The organism is Rhodococcus sp. IEGM1339, assembly GCF_050321925.1.
GTDB classification, from domain to species: domain Bacteria; phylum Actinomycetota; class Actinomycetes; order Mycobacteriales; family Mycobacteriaceae; genus Rhodococcus; species Rhodococcus pyridinivorans.
This window is the reverse complement of record NZ_JBNQFT010000003.1, coordinates 34,458-49,362: the sequence shown is the minus strand read 5'-3', so window position 1 is coordinate 49,362 and position 14,905 is coordinate 34,458. Positions and strand designations below refer to the sequence as shown.

The following is a 14,905-nucleotide window of genomic DNA, read 5'->3' as shown; positions in this document are numbered from 1 at the left end:
AAGAGCACATCGAGCACACATGAAAGGCCTCCATGCGTCTCTCGTCGGCGTCGCGCGCCGCAGTCCGTTCCACCACCCGCCGCGTCGCAGTCGCAGCGGCCTCCGCGGTTCTGCTGGCTGTGCCTCTGAGCGCCACAGCGAACGCCGCGCCCGCCGAACAGTTGCCTTCCGCTGAACTTCCCGCCGAGCTCGTCGAAGCGATCCAGCGCGACCTGGGTCTGACGCCCGAGGAATACCTCGATCGCGCCGCGCGGGCGCAGGAACTCGGTGACTACGCCCGCGACTTCCGCTCCGAGCGTCCCTCCGAGTTCGCAGGCGCCTGGCTCGGCGAGGACGGCAAGCCCGTTATCGCCGTCACGAACCCCGAGGCCGCAGAGAAGGCAGCCCAGGACGGCTACCGGGCGACGGTCGCGCCGGTCTCGGCCGACGGACTCGAGCAGGCCCTCGCCGAACTGAACCGCTGGGTGGCGGGGCTCCCGCGCGAGGTGTCGTCGCAGATCAACTCCGCGTCGATCGATGTGCTCAACAACCAGATCGTCCTCGACATCGTGAACTCGCCGATCGGGCGCGCGCTGAACCTGCCGTCGCTGGTGGCGAACGTGCAGGTCCAGTTGTCGCCGGGCATGCCGTCGAACGATCCGGCCCCGATGGGTGGCGACACCTACATCACCGCCGACGGCGACGTCCGCGCCACGCCCATCGAGCGCATCGGCATCTGCTCGTTCGGCTTCAACGGTGTCGACGCCGAGGGCGACGCCGTCAACCTCACCGCCGGTCACTGCGACGCGGTCGCTCGTTCCGACGGTGGTTCGACGGTCTACCTGCCCAATCGCGCCAACATCGACGAGAGCGTCCGGATCGGCAAGTTCACCGAGTCCACGGTCGGTACCGACAGCACCCTCGACTACGGCGTCGTCTCGCTCGACAAGGCCGGCGTCGAGGCCGGCCTGGACCGCCCGTCGGTTCGCGGCGGCAACGGCTCGACCCTCACGGTCACCGGCACGGCCGTTCCGGTCGTCGGCGCGCCCGTCTGCAAGTCGGGACAGTCGTCGTCGTTCACGTGCGGGCTCGTCGTCGCCGATCGCATCGAGACCCAGCTGACCTACGACTCGGGCTTCTCGAGCACCATCCGCGGCTTCGCGACCTCCGCCTGCACCCTCGCGGGTGACAGCGGTGGTGCCATCGTCACCGGCACCCTCGCCCTCGGCGTGATCAGCGGATCGAACAGCGCCGGCGCACCGAACTGCGTCGAGGCGAATCTGGTACTCGCGCCCAACGGTGGCACCTCCAGCCTCGGCATCCCGATCCAAGAGATCGAGTACGCCACCGGCGCCCGAGTCCGTACTGCGGCGAACCCGTCATAATGCCCGGAACACCCGAGCTGTTCGTCACAACAGTCACACGAGTCTCATACGTAACCGAGAAGTAGCTACATACATCCGCGATCACCCCTTAGGATCGGACGGACGCCGATCCGCGGGGGAACGGCGCCTTCGCGCGTGCATGCGCGAAGGAACGAGAAAGGTATCCATGCGACGCACCTTCGCACGTCGGACGGCCGTCATCGGTTCGACCGCACTGCTGCTCCTCGGCCCTGCCGTTGCCATCGCGCAGGCCGAACCCGAGACCGAACCGGCGCAGACATCGTCTCTGCCGGCCGAGCTCGTCGAGGCGTTGCAGCGCGACCTGAACATCGATGCCGAGCGCTTCCTCGCCGATGCGCAGCGCAGCCAGGATCTCGCCGCGTTCGCCGAGAAGGCACGGGAGCAGTTCGAAGCCGTCTTCGCCGGTGTGTGGCTGGACGACCAGGGCACCGCCACCGTCGGCCTCACCGAAGGTGACGGCTTCGAGGAGGCCCGCAAGGCCGCCGAGGATGCCGGATTCACCGTCGCCGAGACCGAGCGCAGCGAGGACGCCCTCGAAGATCAGCTCGGCGCGCTGGGCGACTGGCTCGAGACCCAGCCGCCCGCCGTCGCCGACGTCATCCGCGGCATCGCCATCGACGTGGTCAACAACGATGTCGTCGTGCGCACCGACAACGTGTCCGGCGTCGAGCTCCCCGACTTCCTCGACGGCGTGCGCGTGCTATTCGCTCCCGCCGAACTGACCCCGGAGGGCGCAACCGACCTGCAGCCCATCGCCGGTGGCCTCGACGCCCCCGACGCTCTCTTCGGTGGCGACGCCTACGCCGCGCTCGGCGCCGGCGAGGGCCTGCGCTGCTCGCTCGGCTTCAACGCCGAGGACGGCAGCGGACAGCCCGTGAATATCACCGCCGGCCACTGCGACCCCAACCGCGCGCAGGCCGGCACACAGTGGGCCTCCCAGGTCCACCAGCTCATCGGCGACAACCTCGGCCAGCACCTCGGCTCGTTCGAGAAGACCGTGCTCAACCGCAGCGACTACGCGCTGATTCGCCCCGCCTCCGCTGCCGCGGGTCGCTTCGAGAACAACGGCGTGCGCGTTCCGTTCGCCGCTCCGCTCCCCATCACGGGCGTCGCGGATCCCGTCGTCGGCGCTCCGGTCTGCAAGTCGGGCCTGCGCACCGGCTACAGCTGCGGTGTCGTGACCGCCACCGGCCAAAACGTCGAGATCGGCCACCGCGTGCTCGAGAACGGCATTTCCACCAACCTGTGCGCCCTGCAGGGCGACAGCGGTGGCACCCTCGTCACCGGCACTCTCGCCCTCGGCATCTCCAGCGCCTCGAACGTCGGCCAGTACGGCATGTGCGAGATCGCCGGGTTCGTCAGCGGCCTGCTCGGTGAGAGCCCTGAACTGTTCGCCACGCCGATCAAGACGGTCCTGGCCGAGAACCCGGGCCTGAAGGTCCGCACCTGGTAATCCCCAGAACATCACGAAGGTCCGCTTCCCACGGGGAGCGGACCTTCGTCGTTCGTCGGGGCGTACGGCCGTGCCGGTCGACGCGGGCTCGGGGGCTGCTTGCGGAAGCCCCGGAATGGCCCTGAATCTTGATGGTAAAACGTCTCCGAGCTGCGATTCCCAGGAAGCTGACCACGTCCGGGATGTTGCGCCGAATGTCTGTTTAGCGTGGGTTACGATCCTCGCACCCCGGCTGATAGCGCCATTCCTCGAAAGGACTTCACTTGAGCAGCGAGATCTTGATGACCAGCCTCGAACTCGGCTTCGACATCCTTGGCTATGTCTGGGACATCATCCGCCACGGCAGCCGACTCATCGGGTCCATCTAAAGACACCCGATTCGAGCTGAAAGCCCTGTCCGTACTTCCGGACAGGGCTTTTCTGTGCGCGTTCCGACGCCCGGACAGAGAACGGCCGCTGTAAGGAGCTCGTCCTTACAGCGGCCGTTCGAGTTCGAATGCCTAGCCGACTGGAATCAGTTCGCGTAGACCGTGGTGCCCGGGGGCGCGGTAAGGGTCTGGATGAGACCGATGCCTGCAACGATCAACGTCGGACCACCGGCGACAATAGTGCCGATGACGCCGCCGATACCGGCACCCAGCGGGATCGAAGCCAGGCCCACAGGGCCGCCGAGCAGGCCGAGACCGCCCACCACGGCGCCGATGATGGTTCCGGCCAGGCCGCCGACCGCGGTCGCGATACCCAGCTGCGACGCGAAGTTCTGCTGAGCCTTCAGGTTCTCGTCCGGCGAAGCGACATCGGACAGCTTCAGGGCGACCGGCGTGAGGCTCGCGCCGACCTTGTCCTCAGGGGCGACGGGGGTCGCCTTGGACAGGTCGGTGACGGGGGTCAGCGTGAGAGTCTTGCCATCCTCGCTCACCTCACGCTCGAAAGGCAGCTGCAGATCGCCGAGCTGGATGGCGAGCGGCAGGCTGAGGACGGTGTCGCCCTCGTCGTCCTGCAGTTCGACGCTCTTTCCGTCTCCGGAGACCTGGAAGGAACCTGCGTCGATGACGGTCACGACGGACTCACCCTCGGGCCGGACCTCGTAGTTGATCGCGTCTTCGTCGGCTGCGGCCGGAGCGGCGTACGAAGTTCCGGCGGTGATGCCCATGGCGGCGATCGTCATCGTCGCCACAGCGGCAAGCTTCTTCAGCTTCATCTTTTTCCGTTCTGTGACATGGCGCACGCCTGTTAAGACGCCCCCATTCTGCTGTATCGACCTGAAGTTCTACGTCCCCCGACGTGTACATCCCACGTGCGAACCCCACGTACCGGGCAAATCATAACCGACATCACATCCGGAGCGTTATACCCCCTTGTTCGAATGGACACCGCATCGTGGCCGGTAGAGCGTGTCGTGACCTCCGTGTGACACACGCCTCGTTTCGGGCGAGTTAGGACATCCTGCGCGACGGCGGTATCGCGTTTGACCTCTAGCGTGTCCGGGCACACGGTCTCCGATCCGACGCAGATTTTGCTACTGGTGGGTAACTCCAGTTCAGACCAAGTTACCGGTGGGTAACTTAGCTTGCGTTACGATGCGGTGACTCATACCAGGCGGCACGACGCCGCCCCCGACACGAAAGGCCACGTATGAATGCCCTGACGATTACGTTGGGCACGATCGGCGTGCTGCTGAGCCTCGTGTGTTGGTTCGCGTTCATCAGCGGCGCGCTGAAGATGGTCAACACGATCCGTATCGGCCAGCCGGCCCCGGACCGCTGGCGGCCGTTCTTCCCGCGCTTCAAGCAGATGGTCGTCGAATTCCTCGCGCACACGAAGATGGTCAAGTTCCGCACCGTCGGCTGGGCGCACTGGCTGGTGATGGTCGGCTTCATGCTCGGCGCGATCGTCTGGTTCGAGGCCTACGGCCAGACGTTCGACCCGAGCTTCCACTGGCCCATCATCGGCAACACCGCCGTCTATCACTTCATCGACGAGATCCTCGGCCTCGGCACAGTGATCGGCATCCTGACGCTGATCTACATCCGCCAGCGCAATCATCCACGTCAGCCCGGACGGATGTCGCGCTTCAGCGGCTCGAACTTCAAGGCCGCCTACTTCGTCGAAGCGGTCGTGCTGCTCGAGGGCCTGGGAATGATCCTGGTGAAGGCCGGCAAGATCGCCACCTACGGCGGCGGTCACCTGTCGACCGACTTCTTCACCATGCAGGTCGCCCGGATCCTTCCGGAGAGCCCTGAACTCGTGTCGGTCTTCGCGTTCATCAAGCTCATGTCGGGCATGGTGTGGCTCTACATCGTCGGCCGCAACATCACCTGGGGTGTCGCATGGCACCGCTTCTCGGCCTTCTTCAACATCTACTTCAAGCGTGAGGACGACGGCGGTCCCGCCCTCGGCGCCGCACGCCAGATGATGTCCGGCGGCAAGCCCGTCGACATGGAAGACGCCGATCCGGACAAGGACACCTTCGGTGCCGGCCGCATCGAGGACTTCACGTGGAAGGGCTGGCTGGACTTCACGACCTGCACCGAGTGCGGTCGCTGCCAGTCGCAGTGCCCCGCCTGGAACACCGGCAAGCCGCTCTCGCCGAAGCTGCTCATCACGTCGCTGCGCGACCACGGCTACGCCAAGGCGCCGTACCTGCTGGCCGGTGGCCGCACCGACATCGGGGGCGACGAGGTCGGCCTGGTCGACGCCGACGGCAACCCGAACGAAACCAAGCTCGCGAAGATCCCGGCATCGGCACGTGAAGAAGCGGGCCGCAAGCTGGTCGGTGAGACCGAGGCGCTGGTCGAGGGCGGCGAACTCGCTCCCGTCATCGACACCGAGACCCTGTGGTCGTGCACCAACTGTGGTGCGTGCGTCGAGCAGTGCCCGGTGGACATCGAGCACGTCGACCACATCATCGACATGCGTCGCTACCAGGTGCTCATCGAGTCGGACTTCCCGTCCGAGCTCGCGGGTCTGTTCAAGAACCTCGAGAACAAGGGCAACCCCTGGGGGCAGAACGCCAAGGACCGTCTCAACTGGATCAACGAGATGGAGTTCGACATCCCGGTCTTCGGCCAGGAGGCCGACAGCTTCGACGGCTACGAGTACCTCTTCTGGGTCGGCTGTGCCGGTGCCTACGAGGACCGCGCCAAGAAGACCACGAAGGCCGTCGCCGAGCTCCTCGCGACCGCCGGCGTGAAGTTCATGGTCCTCGGCGCCGAGGAGACCTGCACCGGCGACTCCGCTCGCCGCGCGGGCAACGAGTTCCTGTTCCAGCAGTTGGCGCAGCAGAACATCGAGGTCCTCAACGGCGTGTTCGAGGGCGTCGAGCAGAGCAAGCGCAAGATCGTCGTGACGTGTGCGCACTGCTTCAACGCGCTGAACAACGAGTACCCGCAGGTGGGTGGCAGCTACGAGGTCGTCCACCACACGCAGCTGCTCAACCGTCTGGTGCGGTCGAAGAAGCTGGTCCAGGTCAAGGCAGTCGGCCAGGACGTGACCTACCACGACCCGTGCTTCCTCGGACGGCACAACAAGGTCTACAACGCTCCGCGTGAGCTGATGGCGGCGTCGGGCGCGAAGCTCGTCGAGATGCCGCGTCACGGCGAGCGGTCCATGTGCTGTGGTGCCGGTGGTGCCCGCATGTGGATGGAGGAGAAGATCGGTAAGCGCATCAACATCGACCGCGTCGACGAAGCGCTCACCACGAATCCCGCCAAGATCGCGACGGGCTGCCCGTTCTGCCGCGTCATGCTCACCGACGGTGTGACGGCGCGTCAGGAAGAGGGCAAGGGCGAGGGCGTCGAGGTCATCGACGTTGCGCAACTCATGCTCGAGTCCATCTCGCGTGTCGACGCAGCCAAGCTCGGCGACAACCTCAAGGTGGTCCAGCAGCCGAAGACTCCGGTCGAGGTCGAGGAGACCGCGGAAGAGGTCGAGAAGGAGCGCGTCGAGGAGGTCGAGGCGGCAGCGGCAGCGCCGGCTGCTCCGAAGACCACCGGTGTCCCGAAGGCCGGCGGCCTGCAGATGAAGGGCGGCCTCAAGGCTCCGGGCGGACCGAAGGCTCCCGGGGGCGCGAAGGCTCCTGCTGCCGAGGCAGCCGAGGCGCCGGCAGCGCCGAAGGCGAAGCCGGGTGGACTGCAGATGAAGGGCGGCCTGAAGGGTCCGGGCGCGAAGAAGGCTGCGGCTCCGGCGGCGTCGTCCGAGGCTTCTTCTGCTCCTGAGACCGAGGCACCGGCAGCGCCGAAGGCGAAGCCGGGTGGACTGCAGATGAAGGGTGGTCTCAAGGCTCCGGGCGCGAAGGCCCCGGGCGCGAAGGCCCCGGGCGCTGCGAAGCCGGCCGCACCTGCTGCTCCCGCCGCTCCTGCCGAGTCGTCGGACGCTCCCGCTGCCGAAGCACCCGCGGTGCCGAAGGCGAAGCCGGGCGGACTGCAGCTCAAGAGCGGCCTGAAGGGACCGGGCGCCAAGAAGGCGGCTCCGGCGGCACCTGCCGAGGAGGCACCTGTTGCCGAGGCTCCCGCGGCCGAGGCGCCTGCTGCGGAGCAACCGAAGGAGTCGGCGATCCCGCAGGCGAAGCCGGGCGGACTGCAACTCAAGAGCGGTCTGAAGGGTCCGGGCGCCAAGAAGGCTGCGGCTCCGGCCGCACCGGCCAAGGCGGAGCCGACGCCGGAACCCGAGCCGGCCGCCGAGGTTCCTGCAGAGCCCGAGGCGGTCGCCGAGGATCCTGCAGAGCCTGAGGCACCTGCGACCCCGGCGAAGCCGGAGGTCGAGGCACCGAAGGCGAAGCCGGGCGCGCTCGGCTTCAAGCCCGGCGCCAAGGCACCCGGCCGCAAGTAAGCAGGACTGAAACAAAGCTCGCAGCCCCAGTGACTGGTCACTGGGGCTGCGAGCTTTTCTGCTACCGTGCGAGCTTCCGCACCACCCAGTCTCCTGTCGGCTCAGCCGGCCGTGCCGCCAGGTCGATCGCCTCGCGGATCCGACTCACCACCTCCCCCGGCGTCTGCAGATCTGCCCACGTCCATCGAACGACGACCCAGCCGGCACGACGAAGCGCGTCCTCGTGCAACTCCTCCCGGAAGACCACATCTTCGGCGTCCGTCGACGCGACCCCGTCGCGCCGGTATTCGACCCGCCCGTCGAACTCCCCGATCACGCCGTGATCGGGCAGGAGGAAGTCCACTCGCGCGAGCCACTTGCCGGTTGCGTCGAACACGTCGACCTGCGTGTGGGGTATCGGCAACTGTTCGCGCACCATCAGCACGCGGCTGCGCGACTCGCCGACACTGTCGCTGCGATCGTTCATGAAGCAGACCGCGCGGGCCGCGCGGGCACGTCCCGGATGGCGCCCCATCCGTTCGAGGGCAACACACAACTCCTCGGCGGTCACCAGACCGTTGCGTAGCGCGTGGTCGCCGACGACCACAGCGTGCTCGAACGGCAGGTGGCGGCTAGATCGACGACCGTCCGCGCGACATTCAGTACCCGTACACCGCCGATTTCGACGACTTCGTCTTCACCGAATCGCGAGGAGTGCAGCACGCGTGCGGTGCTCCTCGTCGCCCCGCCGGTCCGGTTGCGCGTCAGATGCACGGCATCGAGCGGCAGCTGCCATGTCTCGAGGCCGTGCAGGACCGCTGCTGAGACGTGGCTGAGTGCGCTTTCCTTCACAGCATTCGCCGACGCGGCACGCGCCCGGTAGGCATGCCGGGTTCGGTCGTCCGACCTCTCGTAGGAGGCGGTGGGCACGTAGATCCCTTGTGACAGGCGCGTCCATGTACCGATGCGCACCAAGCGTCGAATCTCGGAGGGCGTCAAGCCCCGTCGGATCGCCTCGCTGCGGCGAATGATCTCCTCCATGCCACACAGCGTCGCCCACTCGAGCGGAGCGATCGGGCCTACGTGGCACGCTGCCGCCGATCTGGGGATGAGCGGGCGGCCTGTGGACTACTGCGATCCACGCTGCGCGCGCGCATAACGCGCGAGCACGGATTTGCGTGTGGACGGGTCTATGTTGATCCGCGAGAAATCGTGACTGTAGTGCTCGAGCAGTCGCGGGTCCATGATGCGCCGCCACAGCGGCGGGAACAGAGCCAGGATGATCAATACCGCGTAACCGGCGGGTAGTTGCGGCGCCTGCGGCATCGACCGCAGGGTCTGGTAGCGGCGCAGCGGATTGGCGTGATGGTCGCTGTGCCGTTGCAGGTTGTAGAGGAACAGGTTGGAGCACACGTGGTTGCTGTTCCAGCTGTGCTGGGGCTGCACCCGTTCGTAACTGCCGTCCGGTCGCTTCTCGCGCAGCAGCCCGTAGTGCTCGAGATAGTTGGCGCCTTCGAGGAACATGATCGCCATGACGGCCTGGACGACGAGCCACGGGGCGATCGACCAGCCGAACACGGCGATGAGCACCGCGTAGAGGACGACGCTCAGCGCCCATGCGTTGAGGATGTCGTTGTGCCGCAGATTCCAGAACGACGTGCCGCGACGTTCGAGCCGGCCCTTCTCGTAACGGATCGCGGAACGGAGGCTGCCGAACACCGAACGGGGCAGGAAGCGCCAGTAGCTCTCTCCCATGCGGGCGGTGGCCGGGTCCTCCGGGGTCGCCACACGGGCGTGGTGCCCCCGATTGTGTTCGACGTAGAAGTGGCCGTAGAACGACTGGGCGAGCGCGATCTTCGCGAGGCGCCGCTCGATGGTGGTGCGCTTGTGTCCGAGTTCGTGCGCCGCGTTGATGCCGACACCGCCGACGATGCCGAGTGTGGCGGCCATCGCGAATCGTTCGGCGCCGCCCATGGGCTGCGACACCCACATCCAGCACCCGAATGTCAGGCCCGCGTATTGCAGTGGCAGATAGAGATAGGTGCAGTAGCGGTAGTACCGGTCGTTCTCGAGCGTCCGCATCGCGCTCTCGGGCGGATTGCTCGTGTCCAGCCTCGCGAACGCGTCGACCAACGGGCAGACGACGGCGATGACCAGTGCACCGGTGGCCCAGAAGACGCCGAGGTGGAGGTATTCGACGAGGAAGTAGGCGATGAAAGGGCTCAGGGGGACGACGAGCCCGTACAGCCAGAGGTGTTTCTTGGGGTCGGTCCATCGATCGTGTGTCGCACTGCGAGGAGTAGCCGAATCCACAAACACCAATCCCCCAGGAAGGAAAAACCGTCCGGTACGAATGCCCCCGCACCGGAGAAAACAAACTGTTATCCCACGAACCGCATATACCTTACAAGCAGTACTTACCGACGGGTAGGCCCACGCCTCCCGGCTGTGACGGAGAGCACACGACGACGGCGCCGCACCGGAAGTGCGACGCCGTCGAACGCGGAATTCTCGAAAGAGTGCGACCTAGATGGCGCGCACACCCTGAGCCTGCGGGCCCTTCTGCCCCTGGCCGATCTCGAACTCGACTCGTGCCCCCTCGTCCAGGGTCTTGAAGCCCGAACCCTGAATCTCGGAGTAATGGACGAAAACGTCTGCTCCCCCACCATCCTGCTCGATGAAGCCGAAGCCCTTTTCCGCGTTGAACCACTTGACAGTGCCCTGCGCCATACCACTTGCTCCTTGCATTCCCCCACGTCACCCCGACGTGAGGCCTAGATGGACCTCGATCATCGCATTGATCCGGACATTCGTCGCGCCTTGTTTCCCAACTCGTTACCGCAACCGGCAAAACGCGGATGAAATCCTGTTGCGGCACGGTGGCACGATGTAAGCCGTGACTATCGAGGAGCAAGGCCAACTTCACCATCACATCAGCCGTCGGCTCGAGCAGTCGTCGAAGCTCCAGAACGTGCTCTACGAGATCCGCGGGCCGGTGCACGCCCACGCCGCGCGGCTCGAGGCCGAGGGGCATCGCATCCTCAAGCTCAACATCGGCAACCCCGCACCGTTCGGGTTCGAGGCGCCCGACACGATCGTGCAGGACATGATCGCGGCGCTGCCCCACGCGCAGGGCTACTCGGAGTCCAAGGGCATCGCCTCCGCCCGTCGCGCGATCGTCACGCGCTACGAGCTCGTGCCGCGCTTCCCGAAGTTCGACATCAACGATGTCTACCTGGGCAACGGAGTCTCCGAGCTCATCACCATCACCATGCAGGCCCTGCTCGACGACGGCGACGAGGTGCTCATCCCGGCACCCGACTATCCGTTGTGGACGGCGATGACCTCGCTCGCCGGTGGCACCCCCGTGCACTACCTGTGCGACGAGACCAACGACTGGAACCCGAATCTCGACGACATCGAGTCCCGGATCACCGACCGCACCAAGGCGATCGTGGTGATCAACCCGAACAACCCGACGGGCGCCGTGTACTCGCACGAGGTGCTCGAGGGGATCGTGCGCCTCGCCCGCAAGCACCAGTTGCTGCTGCTCGCCGACGAGATCTACGACAAGATCCTGTACGACGATTCGAAGCACGTCTCCCTCGCGTCGCTGGCCCCCGACCTGCTCTGCCTGACCTACAACGGCCTGTCGAAGGCGTACCGGGTCGCCGGCTACCGGTCGGGCTGGATGGTCATCACCGGTCCGAAGGATCACGCAGAGGGCTTCCTCGAGGGCGTCGACCTGCTCGCCTCGACCCGCTTGTGCCCCAATGTGCCGGCCCAGCACGCCATCCAGGTGGCGCTCGGCGGCTATCAGAGCATCGAGGACCTGGTACGGCCCGGTGGGCGCCTGCTCGAGCAGCGCGACGTCGCGTGGGAGCGCCTCAACGCCATCCCGGGCGTGAGTTGCGTGAAGCCGCGCGGTGCGCTCTACGCCTTCCCGCGTCTGGATCCGGAGGTCTACGACATCCACGACGACGAGAAGCTCGTGCAGGATCTGCTGCTGCAGGAGCGCATCCTCGTCACGCAGGGCACGGGCTTCAACTGGCCGAACCACGACCATCTGCGCATCGTCACGCTGCCGTGGGCACGCGACCTGGCGGTGGCGATCGAGCGGATCGGTAACTTCCTGTCCTCCTATAAACAGTAGGAACAGGGCTTCCGACCCCGGGCTGGCAATCGTTGCCGAACAGTTATGTTGTGCCTTTCGGGACCAAAGTCCCTGTTTAGAGGCACGGTCGACCTACCCGAACGGACAGTTCGTCGGCTTCGTGACCATCGACACATGCCAACCCCTCCCCAATCCGGGGTCGGAACCAGTAATTTGCCTTATGGCACTAAGCACTACACACTGTGCCGGGCTCCCTGATCGATCGCCATCCCCCCTGTGCGAGATCAGGTGACGGTGGCGGGGACACCCCCCTGCTCCCCGCCACCACCAGCCCCAACCATCTCGCCTCTTGGCTAGCCTGTCCGGGTGAATCACGGACACGGCCATTTCGGCCACGGGCAGGACGAAAGTCCCATCCCACTCGGACCCATCGCCGCGAAGATCGTGGTCGGCCTGCTGGCTGCGATCGGTCTCCTGGTGCTCTTCGGCACCGCCCTGTTGTGGCCGAGCAGCCGTGCCGTGGACATCCCCGCCCCCTTTCAGACGAGTAGCGGCGGCGCGGTCGTCACCGAAGCCGGAACGGTCGTTGAGCAGAACACCGGCCCGTGCGGCAGCGCGTCCTTCGGGCGCGTCTTCACCGGTGAGCCGTCCCCTCCCTCGAGCAACGCCTTCGACTGCGAACGCAGCATCGTCGCCATCGAATCCGGTCCCGACGACGGTGCCCGGACGCTCCTCGAGGTGATCCCCGGCCCGGGTCAGCCCGATCTACAGGCCGGCGACGAGATCCGTCTCGTCCGCCAGACCGATCCGGCGGGCGCCACCCAGTACTCCTTCTACGACTACGCCCGCGGCTTCCCGCTCGCGCTGGTGGTCGCGGTGTTCGCTGTCGTGGTGGTCGCGATCGCCCGCTGGCGCGGTCTGCGGGCCCTGATCGGCCTGGTGGTCGCGTTCGGTGTGCTGGTGGTGTTCATGCTCCCGGCGCTCCTGGACGGCAAACCCGCCGTGCCGGTCGCACTGGTCGGCGGTGCACTGATCCTCTACGCGGTGCTGTACCTGGCGCACGGTGTGAATCTGAGGACCAGTTCGGCGCTGCTCGGCACGCTCGCCTCGATGGTCGTCGCGGCCCTGCTGTCCTACGTCGCGATCCGCATGACACATCTGACCGGTCTGTCGGAGGAACAGAACACCGACGTGCAGTTGTACATCGGGCACGTGTCGATCTCGGGCCTACTGCTGGCGGGATTCATCATCGGCTCGCTCGGTGTGCTCAACGACGTCACCATCACGCAGGCGTCGTCGGCCTTCGAACTCGCCGGGCTCGATCCCGAGTCGTCGCGTCGTGAGATCTTCTCGGCGGCGATGCGCGTGGGCCGCGACCACATCGCCAGCACCGTCTACACGCTCGTCCTCGCCTACGCGGGCGGCGCGCTGCCTCTCCTGCTGCTGTTCTCGGTGGCCGGGCGGTCGATCACCGATGTGATCACGAGCGACGCCGTGGCGATCGAGCTGGTCCGCGCATGCGTCGGCGGCATCGCGCTCACGTTGTCGGTGCCGCTCACCACGGCGATCGCCGCCGTGCTCGCGCGTACCGACGCCCCCGGACAGCAGACGGGTGGCCGGCACGCGCGACGCGCGTGAGCGGGTGACTCAGGGAAGCCGGATCTGCGGCAGCGGCGGCAGCTCGATCGTCGGCAGCGGCGGCAGCGTCGGGACCGGCACTCCCAGCCCCGGGATGGTCGGAGCCGGAGCGGGCGGAGGTTCGGGGGCCGGCGGAACCGGGCGCGGTGAATGGGTGGTCGGAGCCGGCTCCTGCTCGACCGTGGTGGTCGTGGTGACCTGCGTGGGCGCTACCGCCGGCGCGGGGTTCTGCCGCGGCGCGTTGGTGGTCGTCGGGATGTACGACTGGGTGGGGCTCGTCTCGTCGGTCGACGAACTCGTGAAGCCGGTGCTCAGCGCCACGCCGATGACCGCGACGACCGCGAGAGCCGTGCCCGCGATCCCGGCGTCAGAGATCTGCCTGCCGCTGACCGACGGACCGCGACCGGCCAGCGACGACCACCACGGCTTCTTCGCGTCGGCGGACTCCGCACCGGTGGCGGCAGCCGTGGGCGCAGCGGCCGCGGCGGCGACGACCGGGATCTGCTCGGTGTCGGCGCTCGTCGACGGGGGCTGACCCGGCACGATGCGCGTGAGGGTGCTCACCGGTTGCGAGGTGGCCGGTTGCGCGGCGGCCAGGGCCCCGCCCTTGGCGAGGACGAGTTCGGGCTCGTGCGGCACCACCAGGGGCAGGCCGAGCCAGGAGCGCAGCACCTCCTGCACGAGCGGGATGTGCGCGCCACCGCCGAGCAGGACCACGGCCTCGGGGTTGCGACCGGCACGGGAGATCACCTGGTGCACGAATTGCGCCGACGACTCGACGCACTGCGCGATGAGCGGATCGAAGGTCTCGCGCGACATGAGCACGACCCCTGCCGCGCCCGGCACGGCCACGGTCTCGCTCTGCGAGAGCTTCTCCTTGGCCTCGCGGCACTGGGCCGACAATTCGTCGTCGGTGGCGGGGTCGTCGGGGCGCCACACACCGTTGGTGTCGAGCTGGTGGTCGCGGATCACGTTGTCGAAGACGCGGCCGCCGATGCTGTCGGTGCGTTCGGCGAGCACCTCGCGGGAGACGAGGTCGACGACGGTGACGGTGAGCCCGGCGTCGCCGAGGTCGTAGAAGACGGCGGTGTTGCTGCCGAGCTCGCCGGTGGCCTGCAGATAGGTGACGGCGGCTTCGGGTTCGGAGACGAGCAGGTAACGGTCGATGTGCTCGACGGCCATTGCCGCGCGCAGGCGCTCGCCCTGGGCCTGGTCGCGATAGACCAGTCCCACCCGCTCGATCGGATCGCCCGCCACACCGGTCTGGAAGAGCACCCCGAGGGTGCCTGCCGCCAGCCGCGCCGGATCGTCCTTACCGGTTTCGACCACCTGGAACTGGAACCCCGCCGTCGGGGTCGTTCGATCCACCGGCCGCACCACCCGAACGGCGCTCTCCCCCACGGTCACACCGAGAATAGAACTCATCAGCCGCCTTCGACGTTGGATGCGCCAGCCGCGTCAGCTTCCCCCGGCGCCCGAAATCACCGACGATGGTACAGAACGTTA

11 protein-coding genes are annotated in these 14,905 nt (G+C 66.9%); 5 read left to right on the top strand and 6 right to left on the bottom strand.

The annotated features are described in order from the left end of the window. Positions 1–32 precede the first annotated feature (32 nt). Both ACQR3U_RS04810 and ACQR3U_RS04805 read left to right on the top strand, forming a co-directional pair. Positions 33–1,364, top strand: a complete 1,332-nt coding sequence (locus ACQR3U_RS04810; protein ID WP_230809841.1) for a S1 family peptidase — start codon at positions 33–35, stop codon at positions 1,362–1,364. Between the two features lie 166 nt (positions 1,365–1,530). Next, complete coding sequence (locus ACQR3U_RS04805; RefSeq protein WP_230809840.1) at positions 1,531–2,838, top strand: S1 family peptidase; 1,308 nt, start codon at positions 1,531–1,533, stop codon at positions 2,836–2,838. Positions 2,839–3,352: 514 nt separating this feature from the next. Here the strand turns inward: ACQR3U_RS04805 and ACQR3U_RS04800 are convergent. After that, positions 3,353–4,039, bottom strand: a complete 687-nt coding sequence (locus ACQR3U_RS04800) for an ammonium transporter (protein ID WP_230809839.1) — start codon at positions 4,037–4,039, stop codon at positions 3,353–3,355. Between the two features lie 434 nt (positions 4,040–4,473). On the opposite strand from ACQR3U_RS04800, the gene ACQR3U_RS04795 reads away from it, so the two are divergent. Beyond that, positions 4,474–7,668: a heterodisulfide reductase-related iron-sulfur binding cluster gene (locus ACQR3U_RS04795; protein ID WP_230809838.1), complete on the top strand. Its 3,195-nt coding sequence runs from the start codon at positions 4,474–4,476 to the stop codon at positions 7,666–7,668. 61 nt (positions 7,669–7,729) lie between these two features. Here the strand turns inward: ACQR3U_RS04795 and ACQR3U_RS04790 are convergent, their stop codons facing one another. From ACQR3U_RS04790 to ACQR3U_RS04775, 4 genes are all read right to left on the bottom strand, one after another. Beyond that, complete coding sequence (locus tag ACQR3U_RS04790; protein WP_230809837.1) at positions 7,730–8,254, bottom strand: hypothetical protein; 525 nt, start codon at positions 8,252–8,254, stop codon at positions 7,730–7,732. Then, positions 8,215–8,688: a type IV toxin-antitoxin system AbiEi family antitoxin domain-containing protein gene (locus tag ACQR3U_RS04785; protein WP_230809836.1), complete on the bottom strand. Its 474-nt coding sequence runs from the start codon at positions 8,686–8,688 to the stop codon at positions 8,215–8,217. Before ACQR3U_RS04785 ends, ACQR3U_RS04790 begins: the two co-directional genes overlap by 40 nt. A gap of 87 nt (positions 8,689–8,775) precedes the next feature. Then, positions 8,776–9,960, bottom strand: coding sequence for an alkane 1-monooxygenase (locus tag ACQR3U_RS04780; protein WP_230809835.1), 1,185 nt, complete (start codon positions 9,958–9,960; stop codon positions 8,776–8,778). A 213-nt stretch (positions 9,961–10,173) separates the two neighbouring features. Continuing rightward, positions 10,174–10,377, bottom strand: a complete 204-nt coding sequence (locus ACQR3U_RS04775; RefSeq protein WP_006553044.1) for a cold-shock protein — start codon at positions 10,375–10,377, stop codon at positions 10,174–10,176. 166 nt (positions 10,378–10,543) lie between these two features. Between ACQR3U_RS04775 and ACQR3U_RS04770 the strand changes: the two genes are divergently transcribed. Together ACQR3U_RS04770 and ACQR3U_RS04765 are read left to right on the top strand one after the other, a co-directional pair. Continuing rightward, complete coding sequence (locus tag ACQR3U_RS04770; protein WP_230809834.1) at positions 10,544–11,800, top strand: pyridoxal phosphate-dependent aminotransferase; 1,257 nt, start codon at positions 10,544–10,546, stop codon at positions 11,798–11,800. A 327-nt stretch (positions 11,801–12,127) separates the two neighbouring features. Further along, entirely contained in the window at positions 12,128–13,399 is a 1,272-nt protein-coding gene (locus tag ACQR3U_RS04765; RefSeq protein WP_230809833.1) for a YibE/F family protein, read from the top strand. 9 nt (positions 13,400–13,408) lie between these two features. On the opposite strand, the gene ACQR3U_RS04760 is transcribed toward ACQR3U_RS04765, so the two are convergent. After that, positions 13,409–14,824 (bottom strand): Hsp70 family protein, encoded by a 1,416-nt coding sequence (locus tag ACQR3U_RS04760; RefSeq protein WP_230809832.1) that lies wholly within the window; start codon positions 14,822–14,824, stop codon positions 13,409–13,411. Between the last annotated feature and the right edge of the window lie 81 nt (positions 14,825–14,905).